Annotated in this window: 14 protein-coding genes; 4 read left to right on the top strand and 10 right to left on the bottom strand. The window is 72.9% G+C overall.

Annotated features, from left to right (window positions below):
• The first annotated feature begins 14 nt into the window (after nucleotides 1-14).
• Nucleotides 15-896 carry a sugar ABC transporter permease gene (locus tag AB0J42_RS01885; protein WP_364287398.1) on the top strand — a complete coding sequence of 294 codons (882 nt, stop codon included), beginning with the start codon at nucleotides 15-17 and terminating at the stop codon, nucleotides 894-896.
• Nucleotides 893-1759, top strand: coding sequence for a carbohydrate ABC transporter permease (locus AB0J42_RS01880; protein WP_364287395.1), 867 nt, complete (start codon nucleotides 893-895; stop codon nucleotides 1757-1759). The genes AB0J42_RS01885 and AB0J42_RS01880 overlap by 4 nt, the downstream gene beginning before the upstream one ends.
• On the opposite strand, the gene AB0J42_RS01875 is transcribed toward AB0J42_RS01880, so the two are convergent.
• The 9 genes from AB0J42_RS01875 to AB0J42_RS01835 all read right to left on the bottom strand — a co-directional run bounded on the left by AB0J42_RS01875 (nucleotide 1722) and on the right by AB0J42_RS01835 (nucleotide 11911).
• A complete protein-coding gene (locus AB0J42_RS01875; protein WP_364288174.1) occupies nucleotides 1722-2759 on the bottom strand; it encodes a 2-hydroxyacid dehydrogenase in 1038 nt (345 codons plus the stop codon). The genes AB0J42_RS01880 and AB0J42_RS01875 overlap by 38 nt on opposite strands.
• A 2-nt stretch (nucleotides 2760-2761) precedes the next feature.
• Complete coding sequence (locus AB0J42_RS01870; RefSeq protein WP_364287392.1) at nucleotides 2762-3391, bottom strand: histidine phosphatase family protein; 630 nt, start codon at nucleotides 3389-3391, stop codon at nucleotides 2762-2764.
• Complete coding sequence (locus AB0J42_RS01865) at nucleotides 3388-4833, bottom strand: FGGY family carbohydrate kinase (protein WP_364287389.1); 1446 nt, start codon at nucleotides 4831-4833, stop codon at nucleotides 3388-3390. The genes AB0J42_RS01870 and AB0J42_RS01865 overlap by 4 nt, the downstream gene beginning before the upstream one ends.
• 244 nt (nucleotides 4834-5077) lie before the next feature.
• A complete protein-coding gene (locus tag AB0J42_RS01860; RefSeq protein WP_364287386.1) occupies nucleotides 5078-6553 on the bottom strand; it encodes an FGGY-family carbohydrate kinase in 1476 nt (491 codons plus the stop codon).
• Nucleotides 6550-7785: a sugar ABC transporter permease gene (locus AB0J42_RS01855; protein ID WP_364287383.1), complete on the bottom strand. Its 1236-nt coding sequence runs from the start codon at nucleotides 7783-7785 to the stop codon at nucleotides 6550-6552. Before AB0J42_RS01855 ends, AB0J42_RS01860 begins: the two co-directional genes overlap by 4 nt.
• The gene (locus AB0J42_RS01850; RefSeq protein WP_364287380.1) at nucleotides 7782-8573 is read right to left on the bottom strand and encodes an ATP-binding cassette domain-containing protein; all 792 of its coding nucleotides are present in this window, start codon (nucleotides 8571-8573) and stop codon (nucleotides 7782-7784) included. Before AB0J42_RS01850 ends, AB0J42_RS01855 begins: the two co-directional genes overlap by 4 nt.
• Before the next feature lie 9 nt (nucleotides 8574-8582).
• A complete protein-coding gene (locus tag AB0J42_RS01845; RefSeq protein ID WP_364287377.1) occupies nucleotides 8583-9662 on the bottom strand; it encodes a sugar ABC transporter substrate-binding protein in 1080 nt (359 codons plus the stop codon).
• Between the two features lie 198 nt (nucleotides 9663-9860).
• Entirely contained in the window at nucleotides 9861-10811 is a 951-nt protein-coding gene (locus tag AB0J42_RS01840) for a sugar-binding domain-containing protein (RefSeq protein ID WP_364287374.1), read from the bottom strand.
• A 110-nt stretch (nucleotides 10812-10921) separates the two neighbouring features.
• Nucleotides 10922-11911, bottom strand: a complete 990-nt coding sequence (locus AB0J42_RS01835; RefSeq protein ID WP_364287371.1) for a winged helix-turn-helix domain-containing protein — start codon at nucleotides 11909-11911, stop codon at nucleotides 10922-10924.
• Nucleotides 11912-12114: 203 nt separating this feature from the next.
• Between AB0J42_RS01835 and AB0J42_RS01830 the strand changes: the two genes are divergently transcribed.
• The gene (locus tag AB0J42_RS01830) at nucleotides 12115-13365 is read left to right on the top strand and encodes an MFS transporter (RefSeq protein WP_364287368.1); all 1251 of its coding nucleotides are present in this window, start codon (nucleotides 12115-12117) and stop codon (nucleotides 13363-13365) included.
• Between the two features lie 168 nt (nucleotides 13366-13533).
• Here AB0J42_RS01830 and AB0J42_RS01825 read toward each other — a convergent pair whose 3' ends face one another.
• A complete protein-coding gene (locus tag AB0J42_RS01825; RefSeq protein ID WP_364288171.1) occupies nucleotides 13534-14502 on the bottom strand; it encodes a LacI family DNA-binding transcriptional regulator in 969 nt (322 codons plus the stop codon).
• Between the two features lie 82 nt (nucleotides 14503-14584).
• On the opposite strand from AB0J42_RS01825, the gene AB0J42_RS01820 reads away from it, so the two are divergent.
• Nucleotides 14585-15757, top strand: coding sequence for an MFS transporter (locus AB0J42_RS01820; protein ID WP_364287365.1), 1173 nt, complete (start codon nucleotides 14585-14587; stop codon nucleotides 15755-15757).
• Nucleotides 15758-15759 lie beyond the last annotated feature (2 nt).

Genomic DNA, 15759 nt, shown 5'->3' with positions numbered 1-15759 from the left:
GGAGGGAGTGGTTTGTGAGGCGGGTGCGCACCTGGCTCCCGGGACTGCTCCTCGTCGCGCCGTCGATCGTGGCGATCGGCGTGTTCGTGTACGGGATGCTGGGATGGAACTTCCAGCTGGCCATGACGGACAAGCACGACGAGGTGTCCGAGGGGGAGTTCGTCGGGCTGACCAACTTCATCGACATCTGGGACGAGGCCCGATGGCACCTCTCGGTCCAGCACGCGATCGTGTTCACCATCGCGTTCGTGGCCGGGGCGCTGGTGCTCGGCTGGTTCCTGGCGTTCCTGATGGAGAAGGGCGTCCGGGGCGAGGGCACGTTCCGGGCGATCTACCTGTTCCCGATGGCCGTGTCGTTCGTCGCCACCGGCATCGTGTGGCGGTGGCTGATGAACTCGGGCACGGGCGAGCGGGCGGTCGGGCTGAACCGGCTGTTCGACTGGCTCGGGCTGCCGCAGTGGCAGTGGTTCCGGGATCCGGACTGGGGGATGGCGGCGATGGCCCTCCCCGCCATCTGGCAGATGTCCGGATATGTCATGGCGTTGTTCCTGGCGGGGTTCCGCGGCGTCCCCGAGGAGCTGCGGGAGGCCGCCCGGGTGGACGGCTGCACCGAGTGGGGCGTCTACCGGCACGTGGTGCTGCCCCTGCTCCGCCCGGTCACGCTCTCCGCCCTGATCATCCTCGGCCACATCTCGCTCAAGGTGTTCGACCTGATCGTGGCCGTGTCCGGCAAGCAGATCATCACCGACGTGCCGGCGGTGTTCATGTGGGTGGCGGTCTTCGACTCCCACGACCCGGCCAAGGGGGCGACCATCGCCTCCTACATCGTGCTCAGCGTGGCCGTCTTCGTGATCCCGTACCTGATCTGGTCCGTACGTAAGGAGAGGCGGTCATGACGGCGGTGGCGGTGGCCCAGCGCAGGCGCCGGGCCTTCTCGCTCGCGAAGCTGACGATCCTGCTCGCGTTCGTGGTGATCTTCCTGATCCCCATCTACGTGCTGCTGGTCACCAGCTTCAAACCGCTCACCGAGGCGGACCCCGGCCAGGCCTGGAACCTGCCCCAGACCTGGACGGTCGAGGCGTGGCGGGTGGCCTGGGAGAAGCTCGCGCCCGGCCTCTGGAACAGCGTGCTGCTCGCCGTCCCCGGCTCGATCCTGTCGTGCGCGCTCGGCTCGATGAACGGGTACGTGCTCTCGAAGTGGCGCTTCCCCGGCGCGGACGTGCTGTTCACGCTGTTCCTGTTCGGCATGTTCATCCCGTACCAGGGCGTCATGATCCCGCTGGTGCAGCTCCTCGTCGGGCTGAACGAGCTGACCGGCATGCAGGGCGTCTGGTACGGCGGCATCCCCGGGCTGGTGCTGGCCCACGTGGTGTACGGAATCCCGATCAGCACGCTGATCTTCCGCAACTACTACGTGACGATCCCGGACGAGCTGATCGAGGCGTCCCGGGTGGACGGCGCCGGGATGCTGCGCACGTACTGGTCGGTGGTGCTGCCGGTGTCGGGCCCGGCCATCGCGGTGGTGATCATCTGGCAGTTCACCTCGCTCTGGAACGACTTCCTGTTCGCCGTCTTCCTCACCGGCCCGCAGAGCTGGCCGGCCACGGTGATGCTGAACAACATCGCGGGCGCCCAGGCCACCCCCTACAGCCAGCAGATGGCCGCGGCGATCCTGGCGTCGATCCCAACCATGGTCATCTACGTGCTGCTGGGCCGGTTCTTCATGCGCGGCCTGATGGCCGGCGCACTGAAGGGCTGACCTCCGGGTTGGCGCAGTGCGCCAGCGGCTCGCCCCGGACGTACCTGGCCACGTCGGCGGCCACGATGGAGGCGGCCTTCATGGCCGTCTCCTGACTGGCCCCGGCCAGGTGCGGGGTCATCACCAGGTTCGGGGCCGCGAGCAGCCGCGACCCCGCCGGGATCGGCTCCTCCGGGAACACGTCCACGGCCGCGCCGAACAGATGGCCCGACTCCAGCGCGTCGCAGAGCGCGTCGTAGTCGAGCAGCGCGCCGCGCGCGCAGTTCACCAGCACCGACCCGCGCGGCATGAGTGCCAGCTGCTCGGCGCCGATCATGCCGGTGGTCTCCGGCGTGGCGCGCGCGTGCAGGGACACGAACCGCGAGCGGCGCAGCAGCTCGTCCAGCTCCACCCGCCCCGGCACGTCCACGTACGGGTCGTACACGAGCACCTCGGCCCCGAACCCCGCCACCATCGCGGCCACCCGGCGGCCGATCGCGCCGTAGCCGACCAGGCCGACCGTGCTGCCCTCCAGCTCCGGGCCGACGCTGTCGAAGGTGTAGTAGTCGCCGCGCCAGACCCCGCCGGCCAGGTCGGCGTGCGTGCCTGGGATCCGCCGGGTCGCGGCCAGCAGCATCGCCATCGTGTGCTCGGCGGTCGCCACCGCGTTGCGGCCGGGCGCGAACGTGACCGCCACCCCCGCCTCCGTGGCCGCCGCCAGGTTGGCGTTGACCGGGCCGCCCCGGCTGACGCAGAAGAGCCGCAGCTCGGGGCAGGCGTCGAGGACCCGCCGGGTGAGCGGGGCCATCTGGGTCACGCACACCTCCACCCCCCGCAGCGCGGCGATCAGCTCGTCCTCCACGTCCGAGGCCTCCTCGACCTCGCCCACCCGCCCGAACGGGACGACCGGCCACGGCAGCGTCAGCTCGCTGATGGCCAGGTCACCGGGGACCTCGCGGCGCAGCGCGCCGGCCAGCAGGTCGTTGCGGACGAAGTGATCGCCGGCGGCAAGCACTCGGATGGTCAACGAACGGCTCCAATCGGGGAGTTGTACTGCAGGATCGCGGCCCGTGGATCGGCGGGGTCCCCGTACAGGCGCAGCTCCGTCAGCGCGCAGTTGTCCAGGCGCGGGAACAGCCGCCGGTACGCGCCGAGCGGCACGCCGATCAGCCTGCAGAGCGCGATCCTGATGGCGGTGGTGTGCGCGACCACCAGCACCCGGCCGCCGGGGGAGGCGGCGGCGATGTCGCGCAGCGCGGCCGTGAACCGGTCGGCGGCGGCGGCCGGGTCCTCGCCGCCGGGCAGCGGGTGCCTGCCGGGGTCGGCCTCGAAGGCGGCGCGGGCCTCGGGGAAGCGCTCCCGCATCTCCGCCGCCGTCAGCCCCTCGGCCTCGCCGAAGCCGAGCTCCCGCAGCCGCCCGTCCACGCGTACCTCCAGCCCGGCCGCCTCGGCGGCGCCGGCGGCGGTGATCCGGGCGCGGCTCAGCGTGGACGCCCACACGGCTGTGAGGCCCGCACCGGCGGCCCAGGCGGCGAGCTGTCCGGCCTGTTCGTGGCCGCGCGGGGTCAGCTCGATGTCGCTGATCCCGGCGTACCGGTTCTCGGCGTGCCAGACGGTCTCGCCGTGCCGCACCAGCACCAGCGTCGTGGTCATCGGTCGCTCCTTTCGCGGGCGTGGGCGGCGGCGGGCTCGGGCAGCCAGCCGCGTTCTTCCAGGGCTGCGACGAAGCGCAGGTACGGTTCGCGCAGGTCGGCGCCGGACGGCTCGACGATCTCGCGGGTACGGATCATGCCCGCGGACGCTTCCCCGGCCGCGAGGACGGCCGTGCCGAGGGCCGGTTCGGCGTTCTCGCGCAAGGTGACGGGGCGTCCGAGCACGTCGGCGCGGAGCCGGTTCCAGTAGGCGCTGCGGGTGGCGCCGCCGGTGAGGACGATCTCACCGTCCACGGGGGCGCCGAGCAGGTCGAGGTAGTCGAAGCAGAGCCGCTCGACGAACGCCGCGCCGCGCAGGATGGCGACGTACCGCTCCACGTCGTCGGCGGGCTTCCCGAGCGTGAACGCCTCCGCGTCCGGGGCCGCGAACGGGAACCGCTCGCCCCGCGACACCAGCGGGTACGTGGTCGGCAGCGTGTCGTCCTTTTTGGCGCCGTAGCGGGCGGTGGCGGCGGCGGAGAGTGCGTCCAGGTCACGGCCCGGGAGGTCGCGGGAGAGGACGCCGGCGCCGGTGCTCGACGCGCCGCCCGGGAGCCAGGAGCCGTCCGGGGCGCGGTGCGAGTAGACGACCCCGAGCGGGTCGTGCACCAGCTCCCGGGTGACGCCCTTGAGCACGAGCGTGGTGCCCAGGACCGAGTTCCAGCTGCCGGGGGTGAGGGCGCCCGCGCCGAGCTGGGCGGCGCACCCGTCCGTCGTTCCCGCGATCACCGGGGTGCCCTGCGGGATGCCGGTCTCCCGGGCCGCCGCCGCGCAGACCGTCCCGATGCGGGTGCCGGGCCGGACCACGCTGGGCAGCGCTTCGGCGGGCACCCCGAGCTCGGACAGCACGTCCGACGGCCAGCGCTCCTCGATCAGGTCCACCCCGGTCTTGAGCGCGTTGCTCAGGTCCGTCGCCACCTCGCGCCCGGTCAGTCGCCGGTTGATGAAGTCGCTCTGGTGAGCCGCCCGGACCCCTGCCGGGGTGTCCCGGAGCAGCCACAGCAGCTTGGGCAGTGCCCAGTTGGCCTGCATCCGCCGGTACCCCAGCCGCTCCCACACCGGCCCGCCCACCGTGTTCACCCGGTCCACCAGCTCGGCGGCCCGGCGATCGTCGTACATCAGCGCGGGCGTCAGCGGCGTCCCGTCCGGCGCGGTCAGCAGGATCGTTCCAGAGGTCGCATCGACCGCGACCCCCTCGATCCGCCCGGCGGGGACCTCTCGCAGCGCCTCCTGGGCCGCGGCTGCCAGCGCCTCCCACCACTCTTCGGGGTCCTGCTCGTGCCGCACCCCGTCCCGGCGGCTGGTCAGCGGCCGGACAGCCGCCCCGAGCACCCGCCCCTCGGGGTCCACCGCCATCGCCCGCACACTCTGGGTCCCGAGATCGATCCCGACCCACGCGCTCATGCCCAGCTCACCCCGGATCGAGCGGGAAAGCCCGGGCACGCCCTCACGACCGGCCCCGCAGTCTGGGCGAGCCGGTCTCTGGAGGGGGCCGTCCGCTGGTGGGGGGTGAGGAAATCTCGGCACGCGCTCACGACCAGCCGCGTCGTCTGACAGAGCGGGGATCTGGTGGAGACCGCGTGCTCACGTGAGTCTCGGTGCGTGCGCATGGGCGGCCCCGTCGTCAGATCGGGCAAGAGGTGTCGGGTCATGGCCGGCTCCGGAGGTGGGCGAGGAGGGGCCAGGTGTGGGAGGTGTGGTCGCGGAGGGTCAGGAAGTGCTCGTACGCGGTCTCGTACGGGCCGGGTTCGGGGTCGGCGGGGGCGCCGAGGCGGACGTGGCGGACAGCGGCGTCCTGGATGGAGGTGGCGCCGGTGGCGGCGAGGCCGGTGAGGTAGGCGCCTCGGGCGCCGACTTCGGCGTCCGCGGGGCGGCGGACGGGGAGGCCGGTGACGGCGGCGATGAGGCGCAGCCAGAGGGCGCTGGACGAGCCGCCGCCGCAGACCCGCAGCTCGCTCGGGGCCGCGCCGGTGGCGGCCAGGCAGTCCTGGACGACGAGCGTGAGTCCTTCCAGGACGGCGCGGGCCACGTGCTCGCGCCCGTGTTCGACGGACATGCCGAGGAACGCGCCTCGGGCGAGGGGGTCGGAGAACGGCGCCCGCTCGCCGGCGGGGGAGAGGTACGGCAGGAACGCCAGGCCGTGCGCCCCGGGCTCGCTGAGGGCGGCCAGCTCGCCCAGGTCGGCGGGGTTGTCCAGCCCGAGGAGCCGGCAGGCCCACTGGATGACCTCGGTCCCGGCGAAGGTGGGGAAGGCCCGCAGGTATCCGCCCGGCGCGGCGATCGTGATGCCGACCGGGTCGCCGTCCAGGTCGGGCCGTTCGACCAGGGTCTCCACGCAGAGGGTGGTGCCGAGGATGCCGCACGCCTGCCCCGGCCGCACCACGCCCGCGCCGAGCGCGGTCGTCACGATGTCGTACGGGGCGAGCACCACGGGGGTGCCCTCGGGCAGGCCGAGCTGGCCGGCGGCCCGTCTGGACAGGCCGGCCGTGCGCCGGGTGTCGTCGCGGATCTCCGGCAGCAGCCGCCCGGCCCATTCCAGCCCGAACAGCTCCAGCAGCTCGGGGGCGTACCGGCGGGCGCGCAGGTCCATGAACGGGGCGGAGGCGTCCGACTCGTCGGCGGCGAACTCACCGGTCATCCGGGCGAAGATCCAGCCGCCGCAGGTGAGGTTGGCGGCCGAGCGGGCCAGCCGGTCCGGGTCGTGCTCGTACAGCCAGGTCAGGATCGCGTGCGGCAGCCCGGACGCGGCCGAGGAGCCGTTGACCCGGAACGCCCGCCCGGCCAGCCCGGAGCGGGTCCAGCCGTCCACGATCCCGGCGGCGCGGCCGTCGTTCCAGAGGATGGCCGGGCCGGTCGGCTCGCCGGAAGAGTCCACCAGCCAGCAGCCGTCGCCCTGCGCGGTCACGGCGACGAAGCCGACCGGTTCGCGGAGCGCGGCGGCCACTTCGCGGACGGCGGCGGCGACGGCGTCCCAGACGGCGGTCATGTCCTGCTCGGCGTGGCCGGGCGCGGGCCTGGAGACGGTCGTGGGCCGCCGGGCGACCGCCGACTCGGCGCCGTCGCCGTCGTAGCCGACCGCCTTGATGACCGTGGTGCCCGCGTCGACGCAGATGGCCGCCATCATGCCCTGCCGTGGGAGGTCCTGGACCGGCGCGAGACGGAGTCGACGACCACCGCCAGGAGCAGGACGGCCCCGGTGACCATGAAACGGATGGACGAGTCGAGGTTCAGCAGCGTCAGGCCGCTGGAGATCGACTGGATGACGATGATGCCGAGCAGCGCGCCGAACGCGGTGCCGCGCCCGCCGAACAGGCTCGTGCCGCCGATCACCGCCGCGGCGATGGCGTTGAGGTTGACGTCGCCGCCGCCGCTGCTCTGGTTGGCCGCCGCCAGCCGGGCCGCGGCCAGGATGCCGCCGACCGCGGCGAACGACGAGCAGAGCACGAACACCGAGGTGTAGACGCGCCTGACGTTGATGCCCGCGCGCCTGGCCGCCTCCTCGTTGCCGCCGACCGCGTACACGGACCTGCCCCACTGCGTCCGCGTGAGCAGGTAGTGCATGACCAGCACCAGCGCCACGAAGAACGCGAACATCCAGCCGACGCCGCGCGTCTGCCCCAGGTACCAGACCACGAACAGCAGCGCGACGAGGAGCGCGGCACTCCGTGCGACCAGCAGGGAGGTGCTCCTGGACGACAGCCCGGCCGCGCGCCGCTCGCGGGCGTGCAGGTAGCCGCTGGCGAACAGCCATCCGGCCGCGATCACGGCGAGCGTGTACGAGAGCCAGGCGGGCATGAAGGCGAGCTGGGCGAAGTTCACCAGCCCCGAGTCGAACGGCAGGTTGATCGCGCCTTTGGTGCCGAGCACGTACAGCTGCAGGCCGAGGAAGCCGAGCAGGCCGGCCAGCGTGATGACGAAGCTGGGCACGCCGAACCGGTTGTAGAGCTGCGCGTACACCCAGCCGATGACGGCGCCCAAGATGACCGCGGCCGAGATCGCCACCCAGACCGGCAGCCCCTGGTCGACGAAGAGCACCGCGAGCACGGCGCCCGACAGGCCGCTGACCGAGCCGACGGACAGGTCGATCTGGCCGACCAGCAGCACGCAGACGATGCCGAGCGCGATGATGCCGACCGCGGCCGACTCCATCGTGAGGTTCACCAGGTTCTGGCTGGACAGGAAGATCGGGTTGAGTGCCTGCAGCACGCTCCAGATGACGATCAGCCCGACGACGACGGGGATGACCCCGAGGTCGCCGCCGCGCGCCCGCTCCACCACCTCGCCGAGGGCGCCGCGCAGGCCCTCGCGCCGCTGGAGCCGTTCGTCCTGGCGGTCGGTGGCCAGGGTGGTGTTCATGACGGGAGCCCCTCCTGATGCCGGGCCGCCCGCCGGGCCACCGCGTTGTCGGTGGCGCCGGTGATCGCGGCGATGATGTCTTCGGTGGAGACGTCGCCGACGTCGAAGAAGCCGTTGTTGCGGCCCAGCCTGAGCACCGCGACCTTGTCGGCCACGGCCTTCACGTCGGCCATGTTGTGGCTGATCATGATCACGCCCAGGCCGTTCTCGCGCAGCCGCTCCACCAGGTTGAGCACCTCGGCGGTCTGGGCGACGCCCAGCGCGGCCGTCGGCTCGTCCAGGATGATGACCTTCGGGTCGCCGAGCAGCGACCGGGCGATCGCCACCGTCTGGCGCTGGCCCCCGGACAGTGCCGCCACCGGGACCCGCACGCTGGGGATCTTCGCGGAGAGCTGCCGGAGCAGCTCCCAGGAGCGGGTCTCCATCGCCACGTCGTTGAGCCGCAGCGGGCGGATCTCCTGGCCCAGGAACAGGTTCTGGATCACGTTGAGGTTCTCGCAGAGCGCCAGGTCCTGGAAGACGGTGGCGATGCCGAGCCGGTGCGCCGCCGCCGGGTCGGGGATGTCGACCGCCCGGCCGCCGAACGTGATCGTCCCCGAGTCCGGCGGGTGCACCCCGGAGAGGATCTTGACCAGTGTGGACTTGCCCGCGCCGTTGTCCCCGACGAGCGCGACGACCTGGTGGGCCGCCACGTCGAGGTCGATGTCGGTGAGCGCGGCGACGGCCCCGAAGGTCTTGCTGACGCCGCGCAGGGACAGGACGGGGTTCTGCTGCTGAGTGGACGGCACGGGGACCCCCTACTGGATGCCGAGCTCGGCGCAGCCCTCGGCGTAGTCGCCGGTGCACACCTCGCCGGCCGTCATGATGCCGCTGTCGAACAGCACCTCCTTGATGTTCTCCTTGGTCACGACCGTGGGGACGAACAGCTCGGAGGGCGTGTCGTACAGGGTGTCCTTGCCTTCGGGCTTCTCGCCCTGCATGAACTGGTACGCCACCTCGGCTGCGGCCTCGGCGACGATCTTGATGGGCTTGGAGATCGTGTTGTACTGGTCGCCCTTGATGATGCGCTGGGCGGCGGCGATCTCGGCGTCGTTGCCGGTGACGGGCGGCACGTCCTTGCCCGCGGCCTTGAAGGCGGCGATGGTGCCGCTGGCGGTGCCGTCGTTGGCGGCGACCACGCCCACGATGTCGTCGCCGAACTGGGTGATCTGGCCGCTGACCCAGGTCTGCGCCTTCTCGGGGCTCCAGTCGGGGGTGTCGTACTCGGCCAGCAGCTTGAAGCCGCTGTCGTCCACGGCGCTGTGGATGCCCTGCTTGATCAGACCGGCCGCGGCGTCCGTCGGGGAGCCGTTCACCTGGAGGATGCCGCCCTCGGCCTTTTCGGCCTTGAGATGGTCGACGAGCGACTGGCCGATCATCGAGCCGATCTTCTCGTTGTCGAAGGAGATGTAGTAGTCGGCCGGGGTGGCGGGGATCGGCCGGTCGTAGGCGATGATCGGCACGCCCTGCGACTGCGCGTCGCGGACGATGGTGGCGGCGGCGGTGGAGTCGACGGGGTCGATCACGATGGCCTTGACGCCCTGGGCCAGCGCGGAGCTCGCCTGCTGCTGCTGTTTGGCGGCGTCGGAGTCGGCGTTCTGGTAGATGACGGAGCAGCCGGGGCAGAGCTCCTTCATCTTGGCCTCGAACAGCGGCTTGTCCTGCTGCTCGTATCGGGTCGAGGCGAGGTCGGGCATGAGGAAGGCCACCTTGGCGTCCGCGGCGCCGCCGGTGTCTCCGTCACCGCCGGCGGCGTCGGCGCCGCACCCGGCCAGCGCGGAGGTCGCGAGGATGGCCACGGCGGCGAAGGCGGACGTCCGCATCTTGATTCTCTTCACGGGTTCTTTCCTCACTCGCTACGTCCAGGCGGACGATCTCGTATGCGTCGCGTCCCCCGAGTGCGACCGAGGACGCGCCTCACCTGAGGTCGCGCCCTGTGGTGCGCTCACGCTAGCCCGAGGTCGGAACATTTGTCCAGCACGACTGTTCACACAGTTGGCGCAGAGGTGACCTGCCGTTCACCTTCGGGGCCGGGCTCAGCGGGCGGCGGCGAGGATGCTCTCGGCGGTGAGCGAGTCGGTGACCAGCCGGTTGAAGTAGCCGCCCCTGGCCCCGGCGATGATCGAGACCACCTTCTCCGCGCCCACCGCCACCGCGATCGAGTGCGGGATCCGGCGCAGCTCCTCCAGGCCGGTGGCGACCAGGCGCTCGCTGCCCGGATAGCCGACCGGCTCGCCATCGCGGTCGTAGAAGCGCGAGCACACGTCGCCCACGGCCCGGCGCAGGCTGGGCTCGTCGCGCGGCACGAACGCGGGCACCACCTGGCGCATCAGCGGCGGCGAGCCGACACCCACGACCGCGCACCTGGCCTGCGCCCACAGGTCCATCACCCGGCGGACCGACGGCTCGTGCTGGAGCGAGTAGAACAGCTCCGGACCCGGCAGGGCTGGCGCGTACAGGTAGTGGGGCACGCCGCCGACCTGCTCGGCCAGGAGACGGGTGGTCTCGTTGGTCTGGAACCAGGGCTGCGGGTCCTGCTGCCCGCCGACCGCCGGGGCGATCCGCACGCCGGGGAAACGGCCGAGGTTCTCTCGCGCGCACTCGTACACGGTGCTGCCCGACGAGACCAGGATCACGTCGCCCGACTCCAGCCCCACCGCCGCCAGCGCCTTGGCCAGGCCCGGGGCCAGCCAGGGGCCCAGCGCCGGGCCGCTGACCTTGGGCACCAGGTGGACGCGCTCCAGGTTCAGCGCGTCGGCGACCTCGCTCGCCAGGTGGCCGCCCGCCGTCCGCTCCGGCCGGTGCACCTTGATCTCGACGATGCCCTGCCGGCGCGCCTCGGTGAGCAGCCGGCTCACGGTCGCCCTGCTGACGCCGAGGCGCTTGGCGATGTCGGCCTGGGTGGCGTCGTGGAGGTAGTACTGCGACGCCGCCGCGTACATCAGCTCCTGAGGGAAGCGGGCTTCCTGTGCGGCGTCGGCGTTCATGCACGCGCTCCCTGAATCTGAACAAGTGTGCTGAAGGGATGTGCTCGACTATACCTTCGCGTCATCCCGAGGAAAGGCTAGCGAGGCCGCGCCGGATAGGGGAGGCGAGGTCACGAGGGGAGTGCGCCCGCGGCCAGGGCGTCGCCGAGCGGGGTGCGCGCGTACAGGACGCTCCGGCCCGTCCGGGTGCCGCTCACCAGGCCCGCGCCGCGCAGCGCCGCCAGGTGGCCGCCCGTGGTGCCGACGCTCTGCCCGTGCAGCGCGGCGAGCTGGCTGGTCGTCGCGGGCACGGCCAGTTCCTCCAGGATCCGGGCGCGGCTCCGCCCGAGCAGTCTCGCCAGCCCGGGCTCCGGCCGCGGCGGGCTCGCCGCGATCCCGCGCGCCGGATAGACCAGCGCGTACGGCCACGCCTCCTCCAGATAGGCGCCCAGGGCGGGGATGAACGCCGACGGCAGGAACAGCAGCCCCCTGCCGCCCAGCCGGAGCCGCTCCTCCCGCTCGCCGATGCCGATCTCGATGTGGCCGTCGCCGTGCCAGCGCACCCGGTCGCTGAGGCCGCCGAGCGCCGCCGCCCAGCCGTACGCCGCCAGCAGCCCGGCCCGCTGCGCCACGTCCCGCTCCAGGATCGCCCGGAGGCGCGGCCAGGTCTTGGACACGATCTCCGTCCAGAGCGCCTCGTACCCGTCGGCGATCAGGCGTACCACGTCCGGGCCCAGCAGCAGGTCCCTGACGGCGGCGGGCGCGGGCGGGCGGCGGGCCAGCACCCGGGCGATCTCGTCGTGCGCCCGCTCGACCGGCGTTTCCCGGACGGCGGCCAGCTCCGCCTCGAACGGCACCCGCACGCCGGTGGGCGGGGGCGCGATGAAGTCCACGTTCGCGTCGCCCCTGTTGCCGGAGACCGCGGCCACCGCGCGCAGCCCCGGATGGCGGCGCGCCAGCTCCCGGTAGACGGGGCGCCACCGCTCCGCCCACTGCCGGTGCACGCCCGCGGGCCCGCGGCCGTCGAGCAGCCACTGGGCGTGCATGGTCTCGATCAGCGGGGAGATCGCGAACCGGCTGGCGGCCACGTCCTGCGGGGTGACCTCGACCCTGAACACCACCTTTCGGTTATATCCGAAAAATTCGCCTGGGGTCGGGAACCCGGCCGACCATCGGACAAGACCTGGCCCCCTCCGGGGCCGTCCATCCCCTGTGAGGAGAGACGAGACCTGGCCCCTCCCTCGGGGGGCGTCCATCCCCTGTGAGGAGAGACCGGACCTGGCCCCTCCCTCCGGGCCGACCATCCCCTGTGAGGAGATCCGCCGTGTCAACCGAACGCGGGGCCACCTTCGGCGAGGTGTTCGCCGTCCGCGAGTTCCGGGTGCTGTTCGGCAGCTTCGCGCTGCTGGTGTCCGGCGACTCGATCAAGATGCTGGCGCTGTCGGTGCTGGTCTACGCGGAGAGCGGGTCGCCCGGCCTGGCCGCGGCCGCCTACATGGCCGGATGGCTGCCGTACATCGTCGGCGGCGTCTTCCTGCTGTCGCTCGCCGACCGGCTGCCCGCGCGGGGGCTCATGGTGGCGGGCGAGCTGGTCCGGGTCGTGGTCTGCCTGCTGCTGGCCTACGCGGGGCTGCCGGTCTGGGCGATGCTGGCGCTGGTGCTGGCCACCGGGCTGTTCTCGCCGGTCTTCGGGGCGGCGCGCAGCGCGATGCTGCCCGACGTGCTGCCCGGCGACGCGTTCGTGCTCGGGCGCTCGCTGCTGGGCGTCACCTCGGCCGGGGCACAGATCGCCGGGCTCGCCGTCGGCGGTGCCTTCCTGGCCGCCGCCGGTCCCCGGGGAGCACTCGCCGCCACCGCCGCCCTCGCCGCCTTCGGCGCCCTCGTCCTCCGGCTCGGCCTTCCGCGCACTCCCGCCCGATGGGCGTCCTCCGATCCCGATCCCGCCCGGAGGGTGTCCTCTGAAGGGGCGGTCCGGGGCACGTTGCGGGTGAACAGGCGGTTGCTCGCTGACCGGCGGGTGCGGGGGCTGCTGCTGGCGTCGTGGGTGCCGCCGCTTTTCCTGGCCGGGGCCGAGGCGATGATCGTGCCGTATCTGGGCGGGGAGGGCCGGGCCGGGGTGGTGCTGGCCGCGGCGGCTGCCGGGATGGCGGTGGGGGAGTTCGCGGTCGGGCGGTTCGCGCCGCCGGGGATGCGCGAACGGCTTTCGCTGCCGCTGGCGGTGCTGCTCGGGCTGCCGTGGCTGGGGTTCCTGGCCGCGCCCGGCGTCGGGTGGGCCGCCGTGCTGTCCGCTCTCGCGGCGGGTGGTCTGGCGTACCAGCTCGGGTTGCAGCGCCGGTTCGTCGACGCGGTGCCGGAGGAGGCGCGCGGGCAGGCGTTCGGCCTGCTGTCCACCGGGCTGATGACCGGGCAGGCGGTGGGCGCGGCGCTGATCGGGGTCGTGGGCGAGTTGTTGAGCCCGCGGCTCGGCATCGTGGTGGCGGGGGCGGCGGGGGTGGTCGCGGCACTCGTCCTCGCCCGCCCGCTCCGTCCGGAACCCGCCGCCGCCCCGCAACCGGCCTCCCAGACCGTCAGGTGAGCCTGGCTACGGGTCTCAGGAGGCTCATAGGGAGGCTCGGGTGCTGGGCCGTGAGGTGAGCCTGGGCTGCGGGGAGATCTCTGAGGAACCGCGGAGATGAGGCTCACGGGGAAGTTCGGGGTGCTGGACCGTTAGGTGGGGGGGTCGCCGGGAGGTCCGGGTGCCGGGCTATGGGGAGATCTCGCCGGAGCCGCGGGGGATGAGGCTTACGGGGAGGATCGGGTTCTGGGCGGGGCCGGTGTCGCCGGAGAGTCTGCGGAACAGGAGTTCGGCGGCCACCCTGCCCATGCGTGCCGGGTCCTGGGCGATCACCGTCACCGCGGGGCGGAGCAGGTCCGACAGTTCGAAGTCGTCGAAGCCGACCAGTGCCAGACGGCGGCCCGCGAGGGCCCTGAGCGCCGTCACCGTGAGCCGGCCGTTGCCGGTGAACAGCGCTGTGGGCGGGCGGTCCAGGGCCAGCATGTGGTCGAGCGCGGCCCGTACCGGCTCGGGCGAGGGCGTGCCCATCCACACCAGCCGCTCGTCGTAGAGGCTGCCGAGGGCGGTCCGGTAGCCGTGGAGCCGCCGCGCGGCGGTGAAGATGGCCGGGTCGTCGCCGAGGAACGCGATCCTGGTGTGCCCGTGCGCGAGGAGGTGACGGGTGGCCAGGGCGGCGCCGCCCGCGTTGTCGGCCAGCACGGTGTCGACGTCGAGTCCCGGGCCGGGTGGGCGGTCCGCGAAGACGGCAGGGGTGCCCGCGTCCAGTTCGGGCCGCAGGTAGGAGTGGTCGCGGCCGGCGGGCACCACGATCAGCCCGTCCACCCGCCGCGCGCAGAACGTGAGGACGAGTTCGCGTTCCCGGGCCGGGTCCTCGCTGGACGAGCCGCTGAGCAGCAGGTGTCCGTGGGCGGTGGCCACGGTCTCCACGGCCCGGCCCAGCCCGGCGTAGAAGGGGTCGCCCACGTCCTCGATGACCAGCCCGACGGTGGCGGTCCGGCCGCGGCGCAGCACGCGGGCGCTCTCGTTGCGGCTGTAGCCGAGGCGGTCGATGGCGGCCCGCACCCGGTTGGCGGTCGCCGGGTGGACGCCCGGCTCCCCGTTGACCACGCGCGACACGGTCTTGAGCGCGACGCCCGCGGCCGAGGCGACGTCCTTCATCGTCGGTCTCACGCTTAGGATCCTGTCGCACCTCGCCGTCGAGGACAACGTTGTCAACGCCCGGTGCGACAGGATGAGCCCCATGTCGTTAAGATCCGCCCTGCTCGTCGCCGGCATGGTACTCGCCGCGCTGAACCTGCGCCCCGCCATCGCGGGTGTCGCGCCGCTCCTCGACGAGATCATGAAGGACGTCGGTCTCACCCCCTCGGGCGGCGGCGCCATCGCCACGGTGATGGTGATCTGCCTGGGCGTGTTCGGGCCGGTCGCGCCGCTGCTCGCCCGCCGGATCGGGCTGGACCGCACGCTCCTGGCCGGTCTGCTGGTGCTGGGCCTCGGTGTGGTGCTGCGGGTCCTCGACGGGGCTCCTGCCCTGTACGTGGGATCGGCCGTCGCGGCGACGGCCATCGCGGTGATGAACGTGATCATGCCCGGGATCGTCAAGCAGCATTTCCCGCACCGGGTCAACCTGCTCACCGGCGTCTACTCCTCGGCGATCGTGGGCGGCGCGGCCGCGGGTTCGGCCCTGGTCATCCCGCTGGAGCACGTCACCGGGTACGACTGGCGGGGCGTGTCGGCGCTGATGGCCGTGCCCGCGCTGGCGGCGGCCCTGCTCTGGCTGCCCCAGGCGTTCGGCAGGCAGGCGGTGCCGCAGCAGGGGCCGCGGCCTTTCCGGGCGATCCTGCGCAGCCGGGTGACCTGGCAGGTGACGGCCTGGATGGGGCTGCAGTCGGCGAGCTTCTACATCATGCTGACGTGGCTGCCGAAGATCTTCCTGGACGCCGGGCTCCCCGCCGACCAGGCCGGTTACCTGCTCGGGCTGAGCGCGCTGGTCCAGGTGGCGGCCACCCTCGGGGTGCCGGTCCTGGCCGGGCGGCGGCCGTCGCAGGTCCCGTACGTGATGGCGGCGGGCGTGCTGACCGGCGCCGCCTATCTGGCGGTGCTGGTGGCGCCGACGACCGTGCCCTGGGTGTGGATGATCGTGCTGGGCATCGGGCAGGGCGCGTCGTTCGCGCTGGCGCTGCTGATCATCGCGCTCCGCCCGGCCGACCCGGCCGCCGTGACCGCGCTCTCCGCGGTGGCTCAGACCGTCGGGTACGTGATCGCGGCGTTGGGTCCGCTGCTCTTCGGGTACCTGGGCGAGGTGTCGGGCGGCTGGACGGTGCCGCTGCTGGCCGGGCTGGGGGTGGTGGGCCTGCAACTGGTCACCGGCTGGTTCGCCGGACGCCCTGCTACCTTAGGTAAGGCTAACCTGTAGCG

Origin of the sequence: Nonomuraea sp. NPDC049649 (assembly GCF_040675175.1) — a bacterium.
GTDB lineage: Bacteria > Actinomycetota > Actinomycetes > Streptosporangiales > Streptosporangiaceae > Nonomuraea.
Note: the sequence above shows the minus strand (reverse complement) of the source record. Positions and strands in the feature narration are given on the sequence as shown.

Bases quoted from the DNA above. Each gene is read 5' to 3' on its own strand.
- AB0J42_RS01880 (WP_364287395.1), top strand. From the start codon at position 893: ATGACGGCGGTGGCGGTGGCCCAGCGCAGGCGCCGGGCCTTCTCGCTC.
- AB0J42_RS01825 (WP_364288171.1), bottom strand. From the start codon at position 14,502: ATGAAGGACGTCGCCTCGGCCGCGGGCGTCGCGCTCAAGACCGTGTCG.
- AB0J42_RS01865 (WP_364287389.1), bottom strand. From the start codon at position 4,833: ATGAGCGCGTGGGTCGGGATCGATCTCGGGACCCAGAGTGTGCGGGCG.
- AB0J42_RS01860 (WP_364287386.1), bottom strand. From the start codon at position 6,553: ATGATGGCGGCCATCTGCGTCGACGCGGGCACCACGGTCATCAAGGCG.
- AB0J42_RS01820 (WP_364287365.1), top strand. From the start codon at position 14,585: ATGTCGTTAAGATCCGCCCTGCTCGTCGCCGGCATGGTACTCGCCGCG.
- AB0J42_RS01855 (WP_364287383.1), bottom strand. From the start codon at position 7,785: ATGAACACCACCCTGGCCACCGACCGCCAGGACGAACGGCTCCAGCGG.
- AB0J42_RS01840 (WP_364287374.1), bottom strand. From the start codon at position 10,811: ATGAACGCCGACGCCGCACAGGAAGCCCGCTTCCCTCAGGAGCTGATG.
- AB0J42_RS01870 (WP_364287392.1), bottom strand. From the start codon at position 3,391: ATGACCACGACGCTGGTGCTGGTGCGGCACGGCGAGACCGTCTGGCAC.